General features: G+C 60.1%; 16 protein-coding genes and 3 pseudogenes. 15 read left to right on the top strand and 4 right to left on the bottom strand.

The genetic code is table 11. The annotated features are described in order from the left end of the window. Positions 1-256: 256 nt before the first annotated feature. Positions 257-1,247, bottom strand: a pseudogene (locus ML_RS18560) (serine hydrolase domain-containing protein); the annotation flags it as partial. A 106-nt stretch (positions 1,248-1,353) separates the two neighbouring features. Between ML_RS18560 and ML_RS02630 the strand changes: the two are divergent. Next, positions 1,354-1,596, top strand: a complete 243-nt coding sequence (locus tag ML_RS02630) for a hypothetical protein (protein ID WP_064430321.1) — start codon at positions 1,354-1,356, stop codon at positions 1,594-1,596. Positions 1,597-2,074: 478 nt separating this feature from the next. Here the strand turns inward: ML_RS02630 and ML_RS15070 are convergent, their stop codons facing one another. Beyond that, positions 2,075-2,518 (bottom strand): hypothetical protein, encoded by a 444-nt coding sequence (locus tag ML_RS15070; protein ID WP_111480977.1) that lies wholly within the window; start codon positions 2,516-2,518, stop codon positions 2,075-2,077. 243 nt (positions 2,519-2,761) lie between these two features. Then, positions 2,762-2,971 (bottom strand): hypothetical protein, encoded by a 210-nt coding sequence (locus ML_RS15075; RefSeq protein WP_231846691.1) that lies wholly within the window; start codon positions 2,969-2,971, stop codon positions 2,762-2,764. Positions 2,972-3,435: 464 nt separating this feature from the next. On the opposite strand from ML_RS15075, the pseudogene ML_RS02640 reads away from it, so the two are divergent. The 14 genes and pseudogenes from ML_RS02640 (at position 3,436) to metK (ending at position 19,327) form a co-directional block, all read left to right on the top strand. Further along, positions 3,436-3,979 (top strand): annotated as a pseudogene (locus ML_RS02640) (bifunctional pyr operon transcriptional regulator/uracil phosphoribosyltransferase PyrR). Next, positions 3,976-4,941, top strand: coding sequence for an aspartate carbamoyltransferase catalytic subunit (locus tag ML_RS02645; protein ID WP_010907776.1), 966 nt, complete (start codon positions 3,976-3,978; stop codon positions 4,939-4,941). Before ML_RS02640 ends, ML_RS02645 begins: the two are co-directional and overlap by 4 nt. Beyond that, positions 4,938-6,230 carry a dihydroorotase gene (locus tag ML_RS02650; protein WP_010907777.1) on the top strand — a complete coding sequence of 431 codons (1,293 nt, stop codon included), beginning with the start codon at positions 4,938-4,940 and terminating at the stop codon, positions 6,228-6,230. The genes ML_RS02645 and ML_RS02650 overlap by 4 nt, the downstream gene beginning before the upstream one ends. Beyond that, positions 6,227-6,740, top strand: a pseudogene (locus ML_RS02655) (PH-like domain-containing protein). Before ML_RS02650 ends, ML_RS02655 begins: the two are co-directional and overlap by 4 nt. A 76-nt stretch (positions 6,741-6,816) precedes the next feature. Continuing rightward, on the top strand, positions 6,817-7,944 hold the full coding sequence (gene carA / locus ML_RS02660; RefSeq protein WP_010907778.1) for a glutamine-hydrolyzing carbamoyl-phosphate synthase small subunit: 1,128 nt from the start codon (positions 6,817-6,819) through the stop codon (positions 7,942-7,944). Between the two features lie 82 nt (positions 7,945-8,026). After that, the gene (carB, locus tag ML_RS02665; RefSeq protein WP_010907779.1) at positions 8,027-11,392 is read left to right on the top strand and encodes a carbamoyl-phosphate synthase large subunit; all 3,366 of its coding nucleotides are present in this window, start codon (positions 8,027-8,029) and stop codon (positions 11,390-11,392) included. Continuing rightward, positions 11,389-12,237 carry an orotidine-5'-phosphate decarboxylase gene (gene pyrF, locus ML_RS02670; RefSeq protein ID WP_010907780.1) on the top strand — a complete coding sequence of 283 codons (849 nt, stop codon included), beginning with the start codon at positions 11,389-11,391 and terminating at the stop codon, positions 12,235-12,237. The genes carB and pyrF overlap by 4 nt, the downstream gene beginning before the upstream one ends. Positions 12,238-12,523: 286 nt before the next feature. After that, complete coding sequence (locus ML_RS02675; RefSeq protein WP_010907781.1) at positions 12,524-12,832, top strand: PE family protein; 309 nt, start codon at positions 12,524-12,526, stop codon at positions 12,830-12,832. Beyond that, positions 12,829-14,445: a PPE family protein gene (locus ML_RS02680; RefSeq protein ID WP_010907782.1), complete on the top strand. Its 1,617-nt coding sequence runs from the start codon at positions 12,829-12,831 to the stop codon at positions 14,443-14,445. Before ML_RS02675 ends, ML_RS02680 begins: the two co-directional genes overlap by 4 nt. Positions 14,446-15,289: 844 nt before the next feature. Continuing rightward, on the top strand, positions 15,290-15,607 hold the full coding sequence (mihF, locus tag ML_RS02685; RefSeq protein ID WP_010907783.1) for an integration host factor, actinobacterial type: 318 nt from the start codon (positions 15,290-15,292) through the stop codon (positions 15,605-15,607). 59 nt (positions 15,608-15,666) lie between these two features. Then, positions 15,667-16,293 carry a guanylate kinase gene (gene gmk / locus ML_RS02690; protein ID WP_162618226.1) on the top strand — a complete coding sequence of 209 codons (627 nt, stop codon included), beginning with the start codon at positions 15,667-15,669 and terminating at the stop codon, positions 16,291-16,293. An 81-nt stretch (positions 16,294-16,374) separates the two neighbouring features. After that, complete coding sequence (gene rpoZ / locus ML_RS02695) at positions 16,375-16,707, top strand: DNA-directed RNA polymerase subunit omega (protein WP_010907785.1); 333 nt, start codon at positions 16,375-16,377, stop codon at positions 16,705-16,707. Between the two features lie 20 nt (positions 16,708-16,727). Beyond that, positions 16,728-17,987, top strand: coding sequence for a bifunctional phosphopantothenoylcysteine decarboxylase/phosphopantothenate--cysteine ligase CoaBC (gene coaBC / locus ML_RS02700; RefSeq protein WP_010907786.1), 1,260 nt, complete (start codon positions 16,728-16,730; stop codon positions 17,985-17,987). Positions 17,988-18,115: 128 nt separating this feature from the next. Next, on the top strand, positions 18,116-19,327 hold the full coding sequence (gene metK, locus ML_RS02705; RefSeq protein ID WP_010907787.1) for a methionine adenosyltransferase: 1,212 nt from the start codon (positions 18,116-18,118) through the stop codon (positions 19,325-19,327). A 14-nt stretch (positions 19,328-19,341) separates the two neighbouring features. On the opposite strand, the gene ML_RS15080 is transcribed toward metK, so the two are convergent. After that, entirely contained in the window at positions 19,342-19,479 is a 138-nt protein-coding gene (locus ML_RS15080) for a hypothetical protein (RefSeq protein ID WP_231846693.1), read from the bottom strand. Between the last annotated feature and the right edge of the window lie 351 nt (positions 19,480-19,830).

Genomic DNA, 19,830 nt, shown 5'->3' on the forward strand with positions numbered 1-19,830 from the left:
GGGCTTGGGTAGGTACAGCAGCAGTCGTGGGGCCCGACCATCCGGTCCGGTAGGGTAAATTGACCAGCTCCGCTAAAGCCCGAGCTTTGCGATTAGGTGTGGCGGGCGAACTTGAGTTGTGGCTGTTAGCCAACTTTGTCTGGGAAGTGTTACCGCGCGACGGCGGCCAGCATAGGCGAATTCTGGACCAGAAGAGCAGGATCTCAAGTAGGTAGCCGTGTCGGCCTGCCATTACGTCACCATAGGCGCCAGGTCAACGAAATGTCCCGAGCCCACCCGGAACGAAGTAACGGCGCGCGTTTCGCCGGGTCGGTTACTGCCGACAGATTCGATTCAACCCACGCCTACGGCCAACCTAGAATGGCGTCCCAAGCAAGGGCGCGTCGCTTGTGTTTCGTCGGTGGGCCGATCCGGGTGCATCAGACGCACCGCCCCTGCGGACAGCCCACACGTTGTCGATTGCTCCGTCGCCGAGCAATATATGCACGAACCGCAGGTAGCTGCCGGCGGTCGACCATCATCCGCCGCCGGCGTTACAGAATGACGGTGGCTTGATGTGTGGTGGCTCTAGCCCGTCGTGTCGTAACTGGCCCTTTTCGTCGAGTCGGTACATGGTCGCTGCGCCTAGATCTTATGTCGGCGGGGATGAAGAACCCGGTGTCAGTCATGCCTGCCCAGCCTAGAATTTCGTTCATCGAGAACCTGGTCAAGCAGGTTGTCCTCGATGCGGGATGCGATCACGCCCAGCACATTTATCGAGTGGCTGTAGGTGACTCGATAAATGTGATAATGCACTAGCGGGAATTTTTTAGCCAGAAGTCTGACCTCCGATGGGACGGCAGTAACAAGTTTACTTTACGAAATCTACCTGGGTACCGAGAATCGATAGGTCAGACTGCTTGTATGGGTGAGCAGATCTCGAGGAGGGCGGCGCGTTGTGCTGGGTCCGTCCGGTCTAACGGACCGTCCGGTTGGTCGGGTACTTGCAGCTCGGCTAATTCCGGTTCCCAGCGCGCGATCGGGTCGTGCAATGTCTGCTTGCTTTCGCCGAGTAGACTCATCACCGCGGCCACCGTTACCGGTTTGATCATCGACGCGATACAAAACAGCGTGTCTTTTTGCATCAGCGGGCCTGTGTTGATGTTGCGGTAACCGATCTCTTTGATCTGCAACGTTTCTCCGCGATGCCAGAACACTGTCAACGCGTCGGCAACTAAGTCGGCATCGCAAACCTCACGGATGGAGATCTAATTGCCGTAGCGATTCACCCGGTTCAGCTCGATGCTCGCTGCTGTGTGTGGACGCACCAGAATACCAGATTTTATTTCGGTTCCTTTCTGTTAGCGGCGAACCGTGCTGGATTCCAGCGACCCAATATCCCACTGCGTCGCCAAGGATGTCTTGCAACGTCTGGTTGAAGACTGCGGGCAGCGGCCTTGTCACGTTGGACGAGTTGGCGTCGGAGAAGCAGCTGATCAACAGGGTGGCGCCGGGTCTGGTGGCACGATAAACTACGGCGGTCCAGCTGCGTTTGCCGTCGTCGTCCAGGCAATTGAACGTGCCGCTGTCGATACGGTGTCGAATGCATTGGCGTAGCTACCGAGTTTGCTAGAGTCGGCTACCGCGCAACTTACCTCGCTTCCGGCGTCCTTGGTCCGCCCCTCGGCGGTGATCAGCTCGGTCGACGAGATATCCGACTCGGTAAAGTAAATTCGTTTTTGGCCAGTTTAGGCGGCGTTGTCGCTCAACTCGCAGCTGATGTCGAGAACATCTCCGTGCACCCAGTCTCCGCTTTGCAACCCGATGACATTCTCCTTGGGCGCCTTGGTAACCCATGGGTGGTGTGGACTATCGCCGGGACGTCGTCGCCTGGGCTCTTACTGCGATATAGGGTACTCGAAGTCCATCCGTGGGAAGTTCGTCCTAGTCCTCCGCTTAGCGTGGCCGTCGGGCTACTTGCGCGGTGTGAATTTGTTCAATGCTAAATCAATCCTGGTCTACATTTCACTAATGAGTATCTCAAGTCGACCCGATGATGGCTGAGCGGTAGTGTGTCCCGGTGGGTGTGTTGGATTTAGCTCTGTGCCAGTCTATTTCGTCTGTCCTTGTGCTGACACGTCAGCTGACGTGTTTTCTTGACATAGTTGCAGCGCTCGCAGTATCCGAGCCCGTTTGCCGCAGTTGTCGGTCCGACGTGATGATATGGCTCGGCATGGTCGCAGTGACGGATTAGGGCATCACAGAATGATGGGGTACGACAGCGCTGATCCCACAACCCGATTAAGCAGGCCGGCCCCTTCGGGAAGTAGCGCGCCCGTGACTCCATGACCACCAAGGCTCCCGAGCGCGGATGATGATAGAGCCGGCGCAGCGTAGCCCGTGACCGGGTATCGGTGATCGCGTCACTGACTAGGTTGTACGCCACCGCCTCCGGTATGAGGCCATACCCGTCGACCATCGCTGCGGTGTTGTCGCCACTCAGCAGCGTTTCGTCGAAGATTACGTAGGTTAACCGCAACCGGTTGAGCCACCTACGCCGGTCAGCCTGTGATGTGTGCGATCGATGTATTCGGTCATCACTTGGCCACGCGTGCGGTTGTCGAATGTAGTGTCGGCGGCCCGCTTAAGCGTCGTATGCACTGACACACCTCGGGCGACTGGAAGCAACGCCATCACCCCGGTTACGGTGTCGGGGCCTACTGGATAGTGTCACGATGCGTTCGGCTTTGGAGGTCCGATCCACCACTGCCTGCGTGTTGAGCTAATAGGCAATCTGCTTTGCCACGGTCGCGCTGCGCGCATCACCCATGCCGTCCAGTTTCGACATTTCGGTGCAGAGTTCGGCGTCCAGTGCGGCGCCAGGCCTAAATGTCCAAGCATGTTGACTCTGCACGGTCAGTGTAGCGGTGTGGCCCGCCACTCGAGATATCCGGCCCGGTCTCCAGTGCGGTGAGTGTGTTCTGTATCTCATACACCAACGCCTTGGGTGAATCCCAGATGCTGCCTGCCCCGAGTGGGCGAATCCCGTCGCACCAACGAGATCTCACTGCCCCCTGCAGCGCTGCAGTGCTGGCACCTCCGCATAAACTATCTATTTGGGCGACGCGCAGCGTACAGCGCCACGGCCGCCTCCACTTGAGCTGCGGCGGCTGCCGATTTCACCCGCTCCAACGTGGCGATTCGAGCGACCAGTATCGCCTCATTGGCATGCGGATCTACCGCTGCCAGCCACCTAGATCGAACATACTTGGGATACTGGATCCGGGTGTCGACAAGTTGACTTGGTAGGGATGTAGGGATATTTAGCCAGCGATCCCGCTGGGTGCCCCGCATCGTAACCGGGGGTCAGTAGTGCTAGGCTGCCCGGCAGTCGACGTCCTTTATCGATCCGTCCGGAGAGGCGGAGAAGGAGGTCTGCGTACCACCATGTCTCGCATGGGTGCCGCGGATGACCCCGCTTTTGCCCTGGGATCCAGAGAATCCCGAGAACTTATGTCCGCAGCTGACGTCGGCCGCACTATTTCCCGTATTGCTCACCAGATCATTGAGAAGACTGCGTTAGATGGTTCCGATGCGCCCCGGTTAGTGCTGCTGGGAAGCCCGATGCACGGAGTCATCCTGGCCAGCAGCACTGGCGAGTACACTGGAATTGAGGTGGGTCGCGGTGGGTTGGACATCACCCTGTGCCGCGGTGACCCGATGATCCAGCCGCCGCGGCCGCTGGAGGTCACATCGATACTGGCCGGCGGTGTTGACGACGTGGTGTATTCCAGGCGCTCGGTGTGTGCCGCTCTCTATGCGAGGCTGGTTGCGAGCCGTTCAGTTGGCCGTGCTGGTCGATCCCGGCCCTCGGGAACTGTCGCTCCGCGCCTACTACGTGGGCAAGAACGTGCCTACCTCGCACCGTGAGAGTGTGCATGTACTGCTGTGTGAGCACGACGGCAGCGACGGCGTGGTGATATCCAGGGACGGTGCGTGATGCGCAGACATCTGCTGAACGCCGGTGATTTGAGCCGCGACGATGCCATCGCCATCTTCGACGATGCCGACCGGTTCGCGCATGCTCTGGTGGGTCGCGAGATCAAGAAGCTGCCGACGCTACGAGGTCGCACGGTAATCACGATGTTCTACGAAAATTCGACTCGCACCCGCGTGTCGTTCGAGGTGGCCGGCAAGTGGATGAGCGCCAATGTGATCAACGTCAGCCCGGCTGGATCGTCGGTGGGTAAGGGCGAATCGTTGCGTGACACCGCGCTGACACTGCGTGCGGCCGGTGCTGACGCGTTGATTATCCGGCACCCGGCTTCCGGTGCTGCCCATCTGCTTGCCGATTGGACTGCTGCTGAGACCGGCGAGGATGGTCCGGCGGTGATCAACGCCGGCGACGGCACTCATGAGCACCCGACCCAGGCGCTGCTGGACGCGCTCACCATCCGTCAGCGGCTCGGTAGCATTGAAGGCCGGCGCATCTTGATCGTCGGCGACATCTTGCACAGCCGGGTTGCGCGGTCCAACGTCGTGCTGCTAGACACCCTGGGTGCTGAGGTGGTGCTGGTGGCGCCGCGGACTTTGTTGCCGATTGGGGTTGACGGCTGGCCAGCCACCGTCTCATGCGACTTTGACGCTGAACTGCCTGCCGCCGATGCGGTGCTGATGCTGCGAGTACAGGCCGAACGGATGAATGGCGGGTTTTTCCCGTCGGTACGCGAGTATTCTTGTCTCTACGGGCTAACCGAGCGGCGCCAGGCACTGTTGCCCGGCCATGCAGTGGTGCTGCACCCAGGGCCGATGCTACGTGGCATGGAGATCGCCTCTTCTGTTGCTGACTCGTCGCAATCAGCTGTTTTGCAACAGGTTTCCAACGGTGTGCATGTGCGGATGGCAGTGCTTTTCCATGTTCTGGTTGGGACCCAGTCGGCCGAAGAAGAGGGTGCGGCATGAGCGTGTTACTTCGTGGTGTCCGCTTGTATGGCGAGGGTGAACAAGTCGATGTACTGGTTGAGGGCGAGCAGATCGCCAACATTGGTGCTGGTATTGATATTCCCGACACTGCTGATGTGATTGATGCCATCGATCAGGTGCTGCTGCCCGGCCTGGTGGACCTGCACACCCACTTGCGCGAGCCGGGCCGCGAATATGCTGAGGACATCGAAACTGGTTCGGCAGCAGCGGCTCTTGGTGGTTACACTGCGGTTTTCGCGATGCCCAATACCACCCCTGTAGCGGACAGTCCGGTGGTTACCGACCATGTCTGGCGTCGTGGCCAGCAGGTCGGCCTGGTTGATGTGCACCCCGTCGGTGCGGTCACCGTCGGGCTGGCCGGAGCCGAGCTCACCGAGATGGGTATGATGGCTGCCGGTGCCGCACAGGTGCGGATCTTCTCCGACGATGGCAACTGTGTGCATAACCCGTTGGTGATGCGCCGTGCCCTGGAGTACGCCACTGGCCTGGGGGTGCTGATCGCTCAGCACGCCGAGGAACCGAGGCTGACTGTCGGCGCTGTTGCGCACGAGGGACCTACGGCCGCCAGGCTGGGATTGTCGGGATGGCCCAGAGCGGCCGAGGAATCAATTGTTGCCCGCGACGCCCTGTTGGCCCGTGATGCCGGCGCTCGGGTGCACATCTGCCACGCTTCTACCGCAGGAACCGTAGAGATCCTGAAATGGGCTAAAGAGCAAGGTATTTCGATAACTGCCGAGGTAACACCACATCATCTTTTGCTCGATGACAGCAGGTTAGCCAGCTACGACGGGGTGAATCGGGTCAACCCGCCGCTGCGCGAAACCGCCGACGCAGTCGCACTGCGGCAGGCGTTGGCTGATGGGATCATCGATTGTGTGACTACCGACCACGCCCCGCATGCCGATCATGAGAAGTGCGTCGAATTCTCCGCAGCGCGCCCTGGCATGCTGGGCTTGCAGACGGCGCTGTCGGTGGTGGTGCACACGATGGTGGTGCCTGGCCTATTAAGCTGGCGCGATGTCGCGCAGGTGATGAGTGAGAACCCTGCCCGCATCGCCGGGTTGCCCGATCATGGCCGGCCACTGGAGGTGGGTGAACCGGCTAACCTGACGGTGGTGGACCCGGACGTTACCTGGACGGTCACCGGCGACGGCTTGGCCAGCAGGTCAGCCAACACGCCGTACGAGGCGATGACCCTGCCCGCCACTGTGACTGCGACCCTGCTGCGCGGGAAGGTCACCGCCCGGGGTCAGAAGAGTCCGGTATGAACTCTGGCACGCTGGTGGGGTCGCTGGTTGTCACGGCTCTGCTGGTGGTGTTGTGTTGCTGGCAGTGATAATTCAACTGATGATGTGTAGATGGCGGTGTCGTGGGCGGCGGCAGGTGGAGCTGATTAGCATTCTGCCCGACATGCTTGCTGAGGCGGGTGAGGAACTATGACTACCTGCGTCATGTACGTCGGGTACACGATGGCGTCAGTCTGGAACGAGCGGATCGCGGCCGGTGATTTTGGGTATCGAAGCAGGGCGGTGCTGACCCGCTATCCTGAGGGAATCATGTTGCAGTGCATCCATATCCGACAAATTTGGATTCCGCAGGAGTCGATTATTGCCATCTGTACCGAGTGCAGCATCGCCGGAAAGATTGCTGTTCGCAATAGGATACTTGCGATCCGGTGGTGGATCCCGTCGGGCGTTGAGCTCGATACCGGGACTCGGGCAAATAACCGCAACGAATACCGCGAGTGGCTAGAGCCTCAGACAGGAGAAGCCGCGTGAGCCGCGCCGGCGATGATGCAGAGCGAAAGAGCGATGTGGGGTCACCTACCGCTTGCGGGAGAAAGGAGTGGCTCTCGTGAGCAAAGCCCTACTGGTTCTCGAAGACGGCCGCGTCTTCACCGGCATGCCGTTTGGTGCGATTGGCCAAACGTTGGGTGAAGCCGTGTTTTCCACCGGCATGTCCGGCTACCAGGAGACGTTGACCGATCCCAGTTATCACCGTCAGATCGTGGTGGCCACCGCCCCGCAGATCGGCAACACCGGCTGGAACGACCAGGACGGTGAGAGTCGCGACGATAGAATCTGGGTCGCGGGTTACGCGGTGCGTGACCCGTCTCCGTGCGCCTCGAACTGGCGCGCCACCGGCACGCTGGAAGACGAGCTGGTCCGCCAGCGTATTGTTGGGATCGCCGGTATCGACACTCGGGCGGTAGTGCGTCATCTGCGCAGATACGGTTCGATGAAGGCGGGTGTGTTTTCTGGCAAGGCAATGATCGAGCCCCTAAATATCGAGGCGCTAGTACAACATGTGCGCACCCAGCAGTCGATGCTGGGTGCTGATCTTGTTGGCGAAGCCAGCACACTGGATGCATATGTTGTTGAACCCAAAGGGAAGGAACGCTTTACGGTGGCAGCGCTTGACCTCGGGATCAAGACCAACACGCCGCGCAACTTCGCTCGGCGTGGGATTCGCAGCTATGTGCTGCCGGCGTCGGCGACGTTCAACCAAATTGCCGACATCAAACCGCATGGCCTGTTTTTGTCCAATGGCCCTGGTGACCCGGCTACCGCCGACCACGTCGTTGCGCTCACTCGAGAGGTGCTGAACGCCGGAATTCCTTTGTTCGGTATCTGTTTCGGCAACCAGATCTTGGGCCGGGCGCTAGGACTGTCGACCTACAAGATGGTCTTCGGCCACCGCGGTATCAATATACCGGTCATCGACCACGCCACCGGACGGGTCGCGGTGACCGCGCAAAACCATGGTTTCGCACTGGAAGGGGAGGCAGGCCAGTCCTTCGACACACCTTTTGGCTCAGCGGTGGTCAGTCACACCTGTGCCAACGATGGGGTGGTGGAAGGTGTCAAACTCGCTGACGGGCGTGCATTTTCGGTGCAATATCACCCGGAGGCGGCCGCCGGCCCGCACGATGCCGAGTACCTATTCGATAGTTTTGTCGAACTCATGGCAGCCCAGCGATGACCGCGAGCCCGCGCGTTTGCAAAACGACACGTCGCAATCACTGTTCAAATGAGGACGCTTGCGCCCAGAAAGGGGGACGCTAGTGCCGCGGCGGACTGATCTCAACCATGTACTGGTGATCGGCTCGGGGCCGATTGTCATCGGGCAGGCCTGCGAGTTCGACTATGCTGGCACCCAGGCATGTCGAGTGCTGCGGGCCGAGGGCTTGCAAGTGAGTCTGGTCAACTCTAACCCGGCCACCATCATGACCGATCCGGAGTTCGCCGACCACACCTATGTCGAGCCGATTACGCCGGCCTTCGTGGAGCGGGTGATTGTTCAGCAGGCCGAGCGTGGCAACAGGATTGACGCTTTGCTAGCCACCTTAGGTGGGCAGACCGCGCTCAACACAGCGGTAGCGCTGTACGAAAACGGAGTGTTGGAGCGCTATGGCGTCGAGCTCATCGGTGCTGATTTCGAGGCTATCCAGCGTGGTGAGGACCGGCAGCGATTCAAAGATCTCGTCGCTAAGGTTGGTGGTGAATCCGCTCGCAGTAAAGTGTGTTTCACCATGGATGAGGTGCGTGAAACAGTCGAGGATCTTGGCCTTCCGGTGGTGGTGCGGCCAAGTTTCACGATGGGCGGATTGGGTTCGGGCATGGCTCACTCCGACGAGGAGGTTGGCCGGATGGCCGGCGCCGGGCTGGTAGCTTCACCTAGTGCCAACGTGCTGATCGAGGAATCGGTCTATGGTTGGAAGGAATTCGAACTCGAGCTAATGCGCGATGGACACGACAGCGTCGTGGTGGTGTGCTCGATCGAGAACGTTGACCCGATGGGTGTGCACACTGGTGATTCGGTCACCGTAGCACCCGCCATGACTCTGACCGACTGGGAATATCAACGTATGCGGGATCTGGGCATCGCGATCCTGCGCGAGGTCGGCGTGGACACCGGTGGCTGCAACATCCAATTTGCGATCAACCCCCATGACGGCCGGCTTATCGTCATCGAGATGAACCCACGGGTATCTCGGTCCAGTGCGTTGGCGTCCAAGGCCACCGGTTTCCCGATCGCCAAGATCGCAGTCAAGCTGGCTGTCGGCTACACGCTAGACGAGATCCTCAACGACATCACTAAAGAAACGCCGGCTTGCTTTGAGCCGGCATTGGATTACGTCGTGGTTAAGGCGCCGCGGTTCGCGTTCGAGAAATTCCCCGGCGCTGATCCCACACTAACTACTACGATGAAATCCGTCGGAGAAGCAATGTCGTTGGGCCGCAACTTTGTTGAGGCACTCGGTAAGGTGATGCGATCGTTAGAAACCGGCCGCTTCGGTTTCTGGACGGCACCCGACCCGCAGGGTGACGTCGACCAGGTGCTTCTCCGGCTGAAGACCCCGACCGAAGGCCGACTCTATGACGTCGAACTGGCGTTGCGGCTGGGTGCTTCGACTGAAAAGGTGGCACAGGTTTCCGGCATCGATCCCTGGTTCGTAGCGCAGATCGGTGAGCTGGTGAAGCTACGCGACGAGCTGGTCGCTGCCCCGGTCCTTGACGCCGAGTTGCTGCGGCGCGCTAAGCACAACGGGCTATCGGATCGACAGATTACTGCGTTACGCCCAGAATTACTGGGGGAAGACGGAGTTCGGTCGCTGCGTAAACGGCTGGGCATTCATCCGGTGTATAAGACGGTCGACACATGCGCTGCGGAGTTCGAGGCCAAAACTCCTTACCACTACAGCAGCTACGAACTAGATCCTGCCGCTGAAACGGAGGTGGTCCCGCAAACAGAGAAACCCAAGGTGCTGATCCTAGGGTCCGGCCCCAACCGCATTGGCCAGGGAATCGAATTCGACTACAGTTGTGTTCATGCAGCAATTACGTTATCGCATAATGGTTTTGAGACAGTTATGGTTAATTGCAACCCGGAGACGGTGTCCACCGACTACGACACTGCCGACCGGTTATACTTCGAGCCGCTGACGTTCGAAGATGTCCTTGAGGTGTTCTATGCCGAAGAGCAGTCTGCGGCGGGCGGTGCCGGGGTAGCCGGCGTCATTGTGCAACTCGGCGGCCAGACCCCGCTCGGGCTTGCACAACGGCTCGCCGATGCCGGGGTTCCTATCGTGGGCACTTCGCCGGAGGCCATTGATCTTGCCGAAGATCGCGGAGCGTTCGGAGACGTGCTGACAGCCGCCGGGCTGCCGGCGCCAAAATATGGAACTGCAACAACTTTCGCTCAAGCACGCCGTATCGCTGCTGAGATTGGCTATCCGGTTTTAGTGAGGCCCTCGTATGTGCTGGGCGGTCGCGGTATGGAGATCGTCTACGACGAGGAGACACTGAAGGATTACATCACGCGTGCTACCGCGCTGTCACACGAGCATCCGGTGCTGGTGGACCGCTTTCTCGAGGATGCGGTTGAGATCGACGTCGACGCACTGTGCGACGGCACCGAGGTGTACATCGGCGGAGTCATGGAGCACATAGAGGAAGCCGGTATCCACTCCGGTGATTCGGCTTGCGCGCTTCCCCCAGTAACATTGGGTCGCAGTGACCTAGAGAAGGTGCGTCAGGCGACCGAAGCCATCGCACGCGGGATTGGCGTGGTGGGACTACTCAATGTACAATATGCTCTCAAAGAAGACGTGCTCTACGTACTGGAAGCCAACCCGCGCGCGAGCCGAACGGTGCCGTTCGTTTCCAAGGCTACTGCAATCCCGCTTGCCAAGGCTTGTGCCCGGATCATGTTGGGTTCCAGTATTTCCCAGCTTCGTTTCGAAGGGATGCTGGCGGCTTCTGGTGACGGCGGCAACGTGGCGTCGCACGCCCCGATCGCGGTCAAAGAAGCTGTGTTGCCGTTTAACCGGCTCCGGCGGGCCGACGGAGCCGCTATCGATTCCTTGCTCGGTCCGGAGATGAAATCGACCGGTGAGGTCATGGGGATCGACCACGATTTTGGCAGAGCATTCGCCAAGAGCCAGACCGCTGCGTATGGCTCGTTGCCGACTCAAGGTACGGTGTTCGTGTCGGTGGCTAACCGGGATAAGCGGTTACTGGTGTTCCCCGTCAAGCGGCTGGCTGATCTTGGATTTCATGTTATAGCCACCGAGGGAACTGCGGAGATGTTGCGTCGCAAAGGAATTCCTTGCGATGAGGTGCGCAAGCATTTCGAGCCGCCGAAAGCGGGCCGCCCCGCGTTGTCCGCGGTCGATGCGATTCGGGCCGGTGACGTGGATATGGTGATCAACACGCCCTACGGCAACTCCGGCCCGCGTATCGACGGTTATGAGATCCGCTCGGCCGCAGTCTCGGTCAATATTCCTTGCGTCACGACGGTGCAGGGTGCTTCCGCCGCGGTGCAGGGCATCGAAGCGGGGATCCGAGGTGACATCGGCGTACGGTCGCTGCAAGAACTGCACAGTGCCATTGGTGCGGGGATCGCGGCTGATAATGAGGTCCAATGACCGGTTTTGGCGCTCGGCTGGTCGAGGCGACGTCACGCCGCGGGCAGCTGTGTTTGGGTATAGACCCGCATCCTGAGTTGCTGCGCGCATGGGACTTGCCGACTACCGCGGACGGGCTGGCTGCGTTCTGCGACATCTGTGTGGAGGCGTTTTCCGGTTTCGCCATAGTCAAACCACAGGTGGCGTTTTTTGAAGCCTACGGCGCTGCCGGCTTCGCGGTGCTGGAGTATACCATCGCCGCGTTGCGGTCTGTCGGCGTACTGGTGTTGGCTGACGCCAAACGAGGGGATATCGGGTCGACGATGGCGGCCTACGCTGCTGCTTGGGCAGGCAATTCGCCGTTGGCCGCCGACGCGGTGACGGCCTCGCCGTATCTTGGGTTCGGCTCGTTGCGGCCGCTACTAGAAGTAGCCGCGGCACACGACCGGGGCGTGTTCGTGCTAGCATCAACGTCCAACCTTGAGGGTGCCACCGTCCAGCGCGCCACGTTTGACGGTCGCATAGTAGCTCAACTGATTGTTGACCAGGCGGCTTTCGTCAACAGAGAAATGAACCGGTCCTTCCATCGGTCTGAGCCGGGGTGCTTGGGATATGTTGGAGTAGTCGTAGGCGCAACGGTTTTCGGGGCGCCGGATGTCAGCGCGCTGGGTGGACCGGTGTTGGTGCCCGGAGTGGGGGCGCAGGGTGGACACCCCGAGGCGCTCGGCGGCCTGGGTGGGGCGGCGCCAGGTCAGCTGTTGCCTGCGGTGTCACGTGCAGTGTTGCGCGCCGGCCCCGGTGTTTCAGAGCTGCGAGCAGCTGGCGAACAGATGCGTGATGCAGTCGCCTATCTCGCTGCTGTTTAGTGTTGAGTGCCGCAGCCTGTCATTGCGAGACGATTGCGTCACCGGTAAGGCTGCTCGGCCAGAATATTGAAATTCATCGGTGGCCTCTATCTGCAGATTTGGCACCGCTAACTCTCCGAGCGGGGTCTCTAAGATTAGCGGTAGTGTGACTACACTCACCGTCTTTGGTCCTGCACCACGTTGTGCTTTAACCTGTTGTTAACAACGATATTCATATTCAATTTTTAGTGGCGTGGAATGCCTGTCGAATCCCCCCGTGCATCTCTAACAGTATGGAGTCTTTGTTATGACGTTGGGAGTCATTCCCGAAGGCCTGGAAGGTGCCAGTGCTGTTATCGAAGCGTTGACCGCCCATCTGGCTACCGTGCATGCCGAAGCGGCTCCCTTTATCATGGAGGTTATCCCACCTGGGTCTGGCTCGGTGTCGGTGCAGAATCAGGTTGGTTTCAACGTTCACGGTTGCCAGTATGTGGCGATGACTGCTCACGGGGCGGAGGAGCTTGGCCGCTGGGGCGTCGGAGTGGCCGAATCGGGTGTTAGTTATGCGCTTCGGGATGCGTTCGCGGTAGCATCGTACCTTGGCGGTGGGCTATGACGAACCCATGGATGGCTTTCCCCCCCGAGGTACAGTCGGCGATGCTGAACTTCGGTGCAGGGGTCGGACCCATGTTGAACTCCGCCTCGTACAACTTATGGCTCAGCGCCGAGTACCGCTGGGTTGCATCAGAGGTCGAGGCATTGCTAAGGGAAGTGCGGTCCGGGGGGTGGCAGGGGCAAGCCGTCGAGATGTTTGTGGGCTCGTGTATGCCATTTCTGGCATGGCTGATGAAAGCCGCCGCCGACTACATGGACGTGGCCACTCAACAAGAGGTCGTGGCCGCGGCTTACGCCGCCGCAGTAGAGGCCATGCCGACACAATTCGAGCTGGCCGCCAACCGAGTCGTGCGTGGGGTGTTGATGGCGACCAATTTCTTTGGTGTCAACACTATCCCCATTGCGCTCAACGAGGAAGAGTATGTGCAGATGTGGGTTCGGGCCGCCACTACGATGGCGACCTATTCGGCAATCTCTCAGTCGGCATTAGCCGCGACGCCGCAGGCCACTCCCCCGCCGCTGATCCTGAAATCCAATGTGCTAGTCGATGACGTTGAGAAGGACTCTCGTCATGACGGTCACAGCCATGGCGGTCACGCCAGCGCGATGGATAGGGTGTTTGCAGACATCCTGCGTAACGTCAGCGGAGGCCGCCTAGTTTGGGACCCTCTCAATGGCACCTTGAACGGACTGGACTACGACGACTATGTCTACCCGGGTCAGCCGATCTGGTGGCTTGCTCGAGGCCTTGAGTTTTTTCAGGATGGTGAACAGTTTTGGGAACTGTTGTTTATCAATCCGACAGCGGCTTTTCAGTTCCTCCTTTACATCGTTGTGTTGGATTTGCCGACGCACATAGTCCAACTTGGTACCTGGCTGGCCGAGTATCCGCAGTTGCTGTTGGTTGCTCTCGGTGGTACCATCGCCAACCTGGGAGCGGTAACCGGCTTGGCGGGGCTATCATCTGGCCTGAGTGCCGGTCCGTCTGCTGCGATACCCACCGTTGTACCGGAGTCGGCACCCATCGCGACTGTGCCCGCTATGTTGGCGGGTGCCGGGGTGGCCCCGGCAGTCGTTGCTCCAGGTGCGTCGCCCTCCTCAGCCGCCCCACCAGCGTCGGCGGCCAGCGCCGCCGCGGCCGCCCCGGCGCCGCCGGGTACTGGTTTCGGGGGTTTTTCTCCTTACCTCGTCGACGGTCGCGGTCCAGGCGTTGGGTTCGGCTCCGGACGACAGTCGGCTTACGCCAACAAGGTCTCGGAGTCGGTCTCCGATTCCGCTGTGGCTGAGGCGGCTGCCCAGGCCTCGGCGCGTGAGCAGGCGAGGGCTTGGCGGCGGCGCTCGGCGGCGAAAGAACGTGGCTATCGTGAAGAGGTCATTACGATGAACACGGGTTTCGACGCGGCAATTCCGTCGCCAGTTGACCAGACAGGTTCCCGGGTGTCCGATTGTGGCGCGGGATCCTTCGGGTTTGCTGGAACGGTAAGCAAGGAGGCCGTTGTCGAAGTGGCCGGGTTGACTACGCTGGCTGGTGATGATTTCGGTGGCGGCCCAACGATGCCGATGGTACCGGGTACCTGGGCCCCGGCCAGGGAGTCAAGCGACGAGGGACGGTGATACGACGTCAAGGGGACTGCGAAGCGCAGCGAAGCCCTGAAGCTGAGTTCGCAAGCAAATTTTTTGACGGGTCGCTTGATGCCTATATTGCTTAACCGGTAACTCCGCAGTTGGGTTTGCTGTCAAGGCGGTTCCGACTGGTGGGCGCAGACGTTTTGTTGCTAGATGGGCGACAATGTGTCAGGCTGCCAACGTCCAGTGTGTGGCGGTGGTCTCCAAGGTTAACATTTTAAAACTGGATGTCGCAGAGGTAAATCTGGCAAGTGCCGCGGGTGCAGTTGTAGCCACCGGTAGCGGTCTGGCGCTCCAATTTGGAGCCTCGGTTTACCAAGCCGGTGCCAGGCAGCTGTGCACGTGCAAACTGCTGCGCAAGGTTGTTTGTTCAGTGCCGTAAATCGTAAATGCCGAAGCGAAGACATCGAATCGAGTGGCCGTTCCGACAAACCAGGCGACACGCGCGACACGTCACACTAAACTGCGTGATCCGTCGCACGTGGCACATGGCCGACGGCCACCGCCATCCACAGGTAGACACTGTGCCGTCGGGCTTGGGACTGGCTCACAAGCTAAAATAACTGGTAGAAGGAATGACCGGGGGCAGGGGAGGAACATGTCTGCTCCAACACGCCGACGTATTCGGTTGCTTTCAACGATGCTTGGCGGACAGCTAGGCGGTGTCAGGAGAACGAACTGAGCTGGGCTTATGTTGGATAAACGTTAGTGAAAGTAGGGGGTCGGGTTAGATTTCGTCAGGAGGCGTGGGTACGGTCGTCTCCGCCGGCTGGAGTACCCCCGGCTGAGACAAATAACGATCGATTGCCATGGATTGAGAGACGGAGGAATCGTGGCCCTTCCCCAGTTGACCGACGAGCAGCGCGCGGCCGCGTTGGAGAAGGCTGCTGCCGCACGTCGAGCACGAGCAGAGCTTAAGGATCGGCTCAAGCGCGGCGGCACCAACCTCACACAGGTGCTAAAGGATGCGGAAAGTGATGAAGTCTTGGGTAAGATGAAGGTGTCTGCGCTACTGGAGGCATTGCCGAAGGTGGGCAAGGTCAAAGCGCAGGAAATCATGACCGAGCTGGACATCGCACCGACCCGCCGGCTGCGCGGCCTCGGCGAGCGTCAGCGCAAAGCGCTACTGGAAAAGTTCGGCTCCGCTTAGCTAGCCCAGCCGACGATGCAGGCTGCTTGATCTATGGAGGCACCGGCGCAGGAGTGCCAGTGAGCGCGCGCGGGGCACCGGATGCTGAGCACTGGGCATGGAGTGAGCAAACGGATAAAGGACGTGTGGTTGTGCTGTCCGGTCCCTCGGCGGTCGGCAAGTCAACGGTGGTCAGGTGTCTGCGCGAACGGGTGTCGAACCTGCATTTCAGTGTGTCGGCCACGACGCGAGAGCCTAGGCCAGATGAGATGGACGGTGTCGATTATCACTTCGTCAGCCCCGCCCGATTCCAACAGCTGATCGACCAGGGTGCATTGCTGGAATGGGCTGAAATCCACGGCGGGATGCACCGTTCGGGCACCCTGGCCGAGCCGGTGCGGGTCGCCGCTGCGGCCGGTTTTCCGGTGCTTATCGAGGTTGACCTGGCCGGAGCCAGGGCGGTCAAGAAGGCGATGCCTGAGGCCATCGCCGTGTTTTTAGCGCCGCCCAGCTGGGAGGATTTGGAAGCCAGGCTGGTTGGCCGGGGCACCGAAACACCCGAGGCCATTCGGCGCCGGCTCGAGACCGCGCGCATCGAATTGGCGGCACAAGATGACTTCGATGAAGTTGTGGTCAACCGTCGATTGGAGTCTGCGTGTGCCGAATTGGTATCCTTGCTGGTGGGAGCCGTGTCGGGCTCGGCATGAGCCATCCAGCCAACCGGACCCGAGCACCGAATTCCTTAACTGCATTCATCACCGTTCTATCCCGCCAGGAGATTGTCTTACGTGAGTATTCCGCAGTCCAACACGTCTTTGAGCGCTGTCATTGCCGTGGATCAGTTTGATCCATCGTCAGGTGGGCAAGGCGTTTACGACACCCCTCTGGGCATCACCAACCCACCTATCGACGAGTTGCTGGACCGTGTCTCAAGCAAATACGCCCTGGTGATCTACGCGGCCAAGCGGGCGCGCCAGATTAACGACCACTACAATCAGCTCGGCGAGGGCATCCTCGAATACGTTGGTCCGCTGGTGGAGCCTGGGCTGCAGGAGAAACCGTTGTCCATCGCGATGCGCGAGATTCACGCCGATCTGCTCGAGCACACCGAGGGCGAGTAAACAGGGCAGGGCCGGAGGTGATGGACTGCAAGCGGGTCGTTGTCGGCGTCTCCGGGGGTATCGCCGCGTATAAGGCGTGTACCGTGGTTCGTCAGCTCATTGACGCCGGTCACGAGGTGCGGGTCATCCCAACTGAGTCGGCGTTGCGCTTCGTCGGAACTGCCACCTTCGAGGCACTCTCCGGCCAACCGGTGTACACCGACGTGTTCGACGATATTCCGGCAGTGTCGCATGTGTACCTCGGCAAGCAGGCCGACTTGGTGGTAGTGGCGCCGGCCACCGCCGACCTATTGGCCCGCGCAGTGCACGGCCGAGCCGACGATCTGTTAACCGCGACCCTGCTCACCGCACGGTGTCCGATCATGTTCGCGCCGGCGATGCACACCGAGATGTGGTTGCATCCGGCTACCGTCGACAACGTGGCCACGTTGCGTCGCCGCGGCGCGATTGTTCTGGAACCCGCGTCCGGGCGCCTCACCGGTACCGATAGCGGAGCGGGACGCCTGCCCGAGGCGGAAGAGATCACAACCCTTGCCCAGTTACTGCTGGAGCGGCACGACGCTTTACCCTATGACCTAACGGGCAGAAAACTTCTGGTGACCTCCGGTGGTACCCGCGAGTCGATCGATCCGGTGCGCTTCATTGGGAACCGCAGCTCCGGTAAGCAGGGCTATGCTGTCGCGCGGGTCGCTGTTCAGCGCGGCGCCGAAGTCACGTTGATCGCTGGGCACACCGCGGGGCTGACCAACCCTGCTGGGGTCGATGTGGTGCATGTTGGCTCGGCGCAGCAACTCGGAGACGCCGTTTCCAAGCACGCTCCCGACTTTGACGTGTTGGTGATGGCAGCGGCCGTGGCTGATTTCCGGCCCGCCCAAGTTGCTACCGCCAAGATCAAAAAAGGCCCCGATGACCAGGACGAGCCGCTGATCGAGTTGGTGTACAACGAAGACGTGTTGGCTGCCGCGGTGCGGGCCCGTACGCATGGGCAGTTGCCCAACATGCGGGCCATTGTGGGATTCGCCGCAGAAACCGGGGATGCCAGCGGCGATGTGTTGTTTCATGCTCGCGCTAAGCTGCGGCGCAAGGGCTGTGACCTTTTAGTCGTGAATGCTGTGGGTGACGGCAGGGCCTTTGAGGTGGACAACAACGACGGCTGGCTGCTGGCGTCCGACGGTACCGAGTTGGCGCTACAGCACGGCTCCAAGATGCTCATGGCCAGTCGTATCGTTGATGGGATTGTCACGTTTCTGCATGGCCTTCCCGATCTGCGAGGCGGGTGACTGACTGGCTCGTGTTCTGTAAGGCTCCTGTGCAAGTGTTGGGTGATCCCTTTTCGAGTGGATGTACTGAGTCTGATGCCAGCGAATATAAATTCGTTTAGCTAATTATGGAAAGGAAATAGTCAATAGTGAGTGAGAAGGGTCGGCTGTTCACTAGCGAGTCGGTGACTGAGGGACATCCCGACAAGATCTGTGATGCGATCAGCGACTCGATCCTTGACGCACTTTTGGCGGAGGATCCTTGCTCACGTGTCGCGGTCGAGACGTTGGTCACCACCGGGCAGGTGCATGTGGTGGGTGAAGTGACGACGTTGGCCAAGACGGCGTTCGCTGATATCAGTAATACGGTCCGCGAACGTATTCTCGATATCGGCTACGACTCGTCGGACAAGGGCTTCGATGGGGCGTCGTGCGGAGTTAACATTGGCATCGGCGCTCAGTCGTCTGACATTGCTCAAGGCGTCAATACCGCCCATGAAGTACGCGTCGAGGGCGCGGCGGATCCGCTGGACGCCCAGGGTGCTGGTGACCAAGGCCTGATGTTCGGTTACGCGATCAATGACACCCCGGAACTGATGCCGCTACCGATTGCACTGGCCCACCGACTGGCGCGAAGGCTGACCGAGGTACGCAAGAACGGCGTGCTGCCCTACCTGCGTTCCGACGGCAAGACCCAGGTCACTATCGCCTACGAGGACAATGTCCCAGTGCGTTTGGACACTGTGGTCATCTCCACTCAGCACGCCGCTGGTGTCGACCTGGATGCCACGCTGGCTCCTGATATCCGGGAGAAGGTGCTCAACACCGTTATTGACGATCTGTCTCATGACACCTTGGATGTATCGTCGGTGCGGGTGCTGGTAAACCCGACCGGCAAGTTCGTGCTAGGTGGGCCGATGGGCGATGCCGGGCTCACCGGTCGCAAGATCATCGTCGACACCTACGGTGGCTGGGCGCGTCACGGCGGCGGCGCCTTCTCTGGCAAGGATCCGTCCAAGGTGGACCGGTCGGCAGCCTACGCGATGCGCTGGGTGGCCAAGAACATCGTCGCTGCCGGGCTGGCGGAGCGAATCGAGGTGCAGGTGGCATACGCCATCGGCAAAGCCGCCCCGGTCGGTTTGTTCGTCGAGACCTTTGGCACTGAGGCGGTCGATCCGGCCAAAATCGAGAAAGCCATCGGCGAGGTGTTCGATCTGCGTCCCGGCGCGATCATCCGCGACCTGCATCTGCTGCGCCCAATTTACGCGCAAACCGCTGCCTATGGGCACTTCGGTCGCACTGACGTCGAACTGCCATGGGAGCAGCTCAACAAAGTCGACGATCTCAAGCGCGCCATCTAGGGGCGCCGCATCGTTCACATGGCGGGTGGCATGGGGTGGTCGTGGTCAAGCGCGGGCAGGCCGTCGATGCTGAGTCGGTTGACTTCGGCGAGGTGAGCTAACTTCTCATGGGTGGTCTTTGCTGTACGCCGCGACGAGCGTTGGCCGCTCATCGACAGCTCGTATTAAGCTACTGCGTAGAGCATCCGCATGCATAGGCGATTATCTCGACGTCAATGACGATGGTTCCCTGCAGACCTTGCTGCGGGGAACCGAAATGCGTTTGCAGATTGTCCAATTCAAAGTTGTCTCGCCACACGACCCGGCCTGTGCCTAATAGTAACAAGATTAGCGAGCTGCGGGGTAACGAGCAGAGCATAATGGTGATACAGCCATTGTCACTTAAGTGGGTGATGGTTTCAGCTCCGCTAACGAACAGATCGAAAATAGTTGACGGTATGGTGGTCTAGCACCACGCTTGTATCCTTGTATCAGGGTATCTCTTGGGCGAGAGGTTGATTCGG

Origin of the sequence: Mycobacterium leprae TN, assembly GCF_000195855.1 — a bacterium.
GTDB lineage: Bacteria > Actinomycetota > Actinomycetes > Mycobacteriales > Mycobacteriaceae > Mycobacterium > Mycobacterium leprae.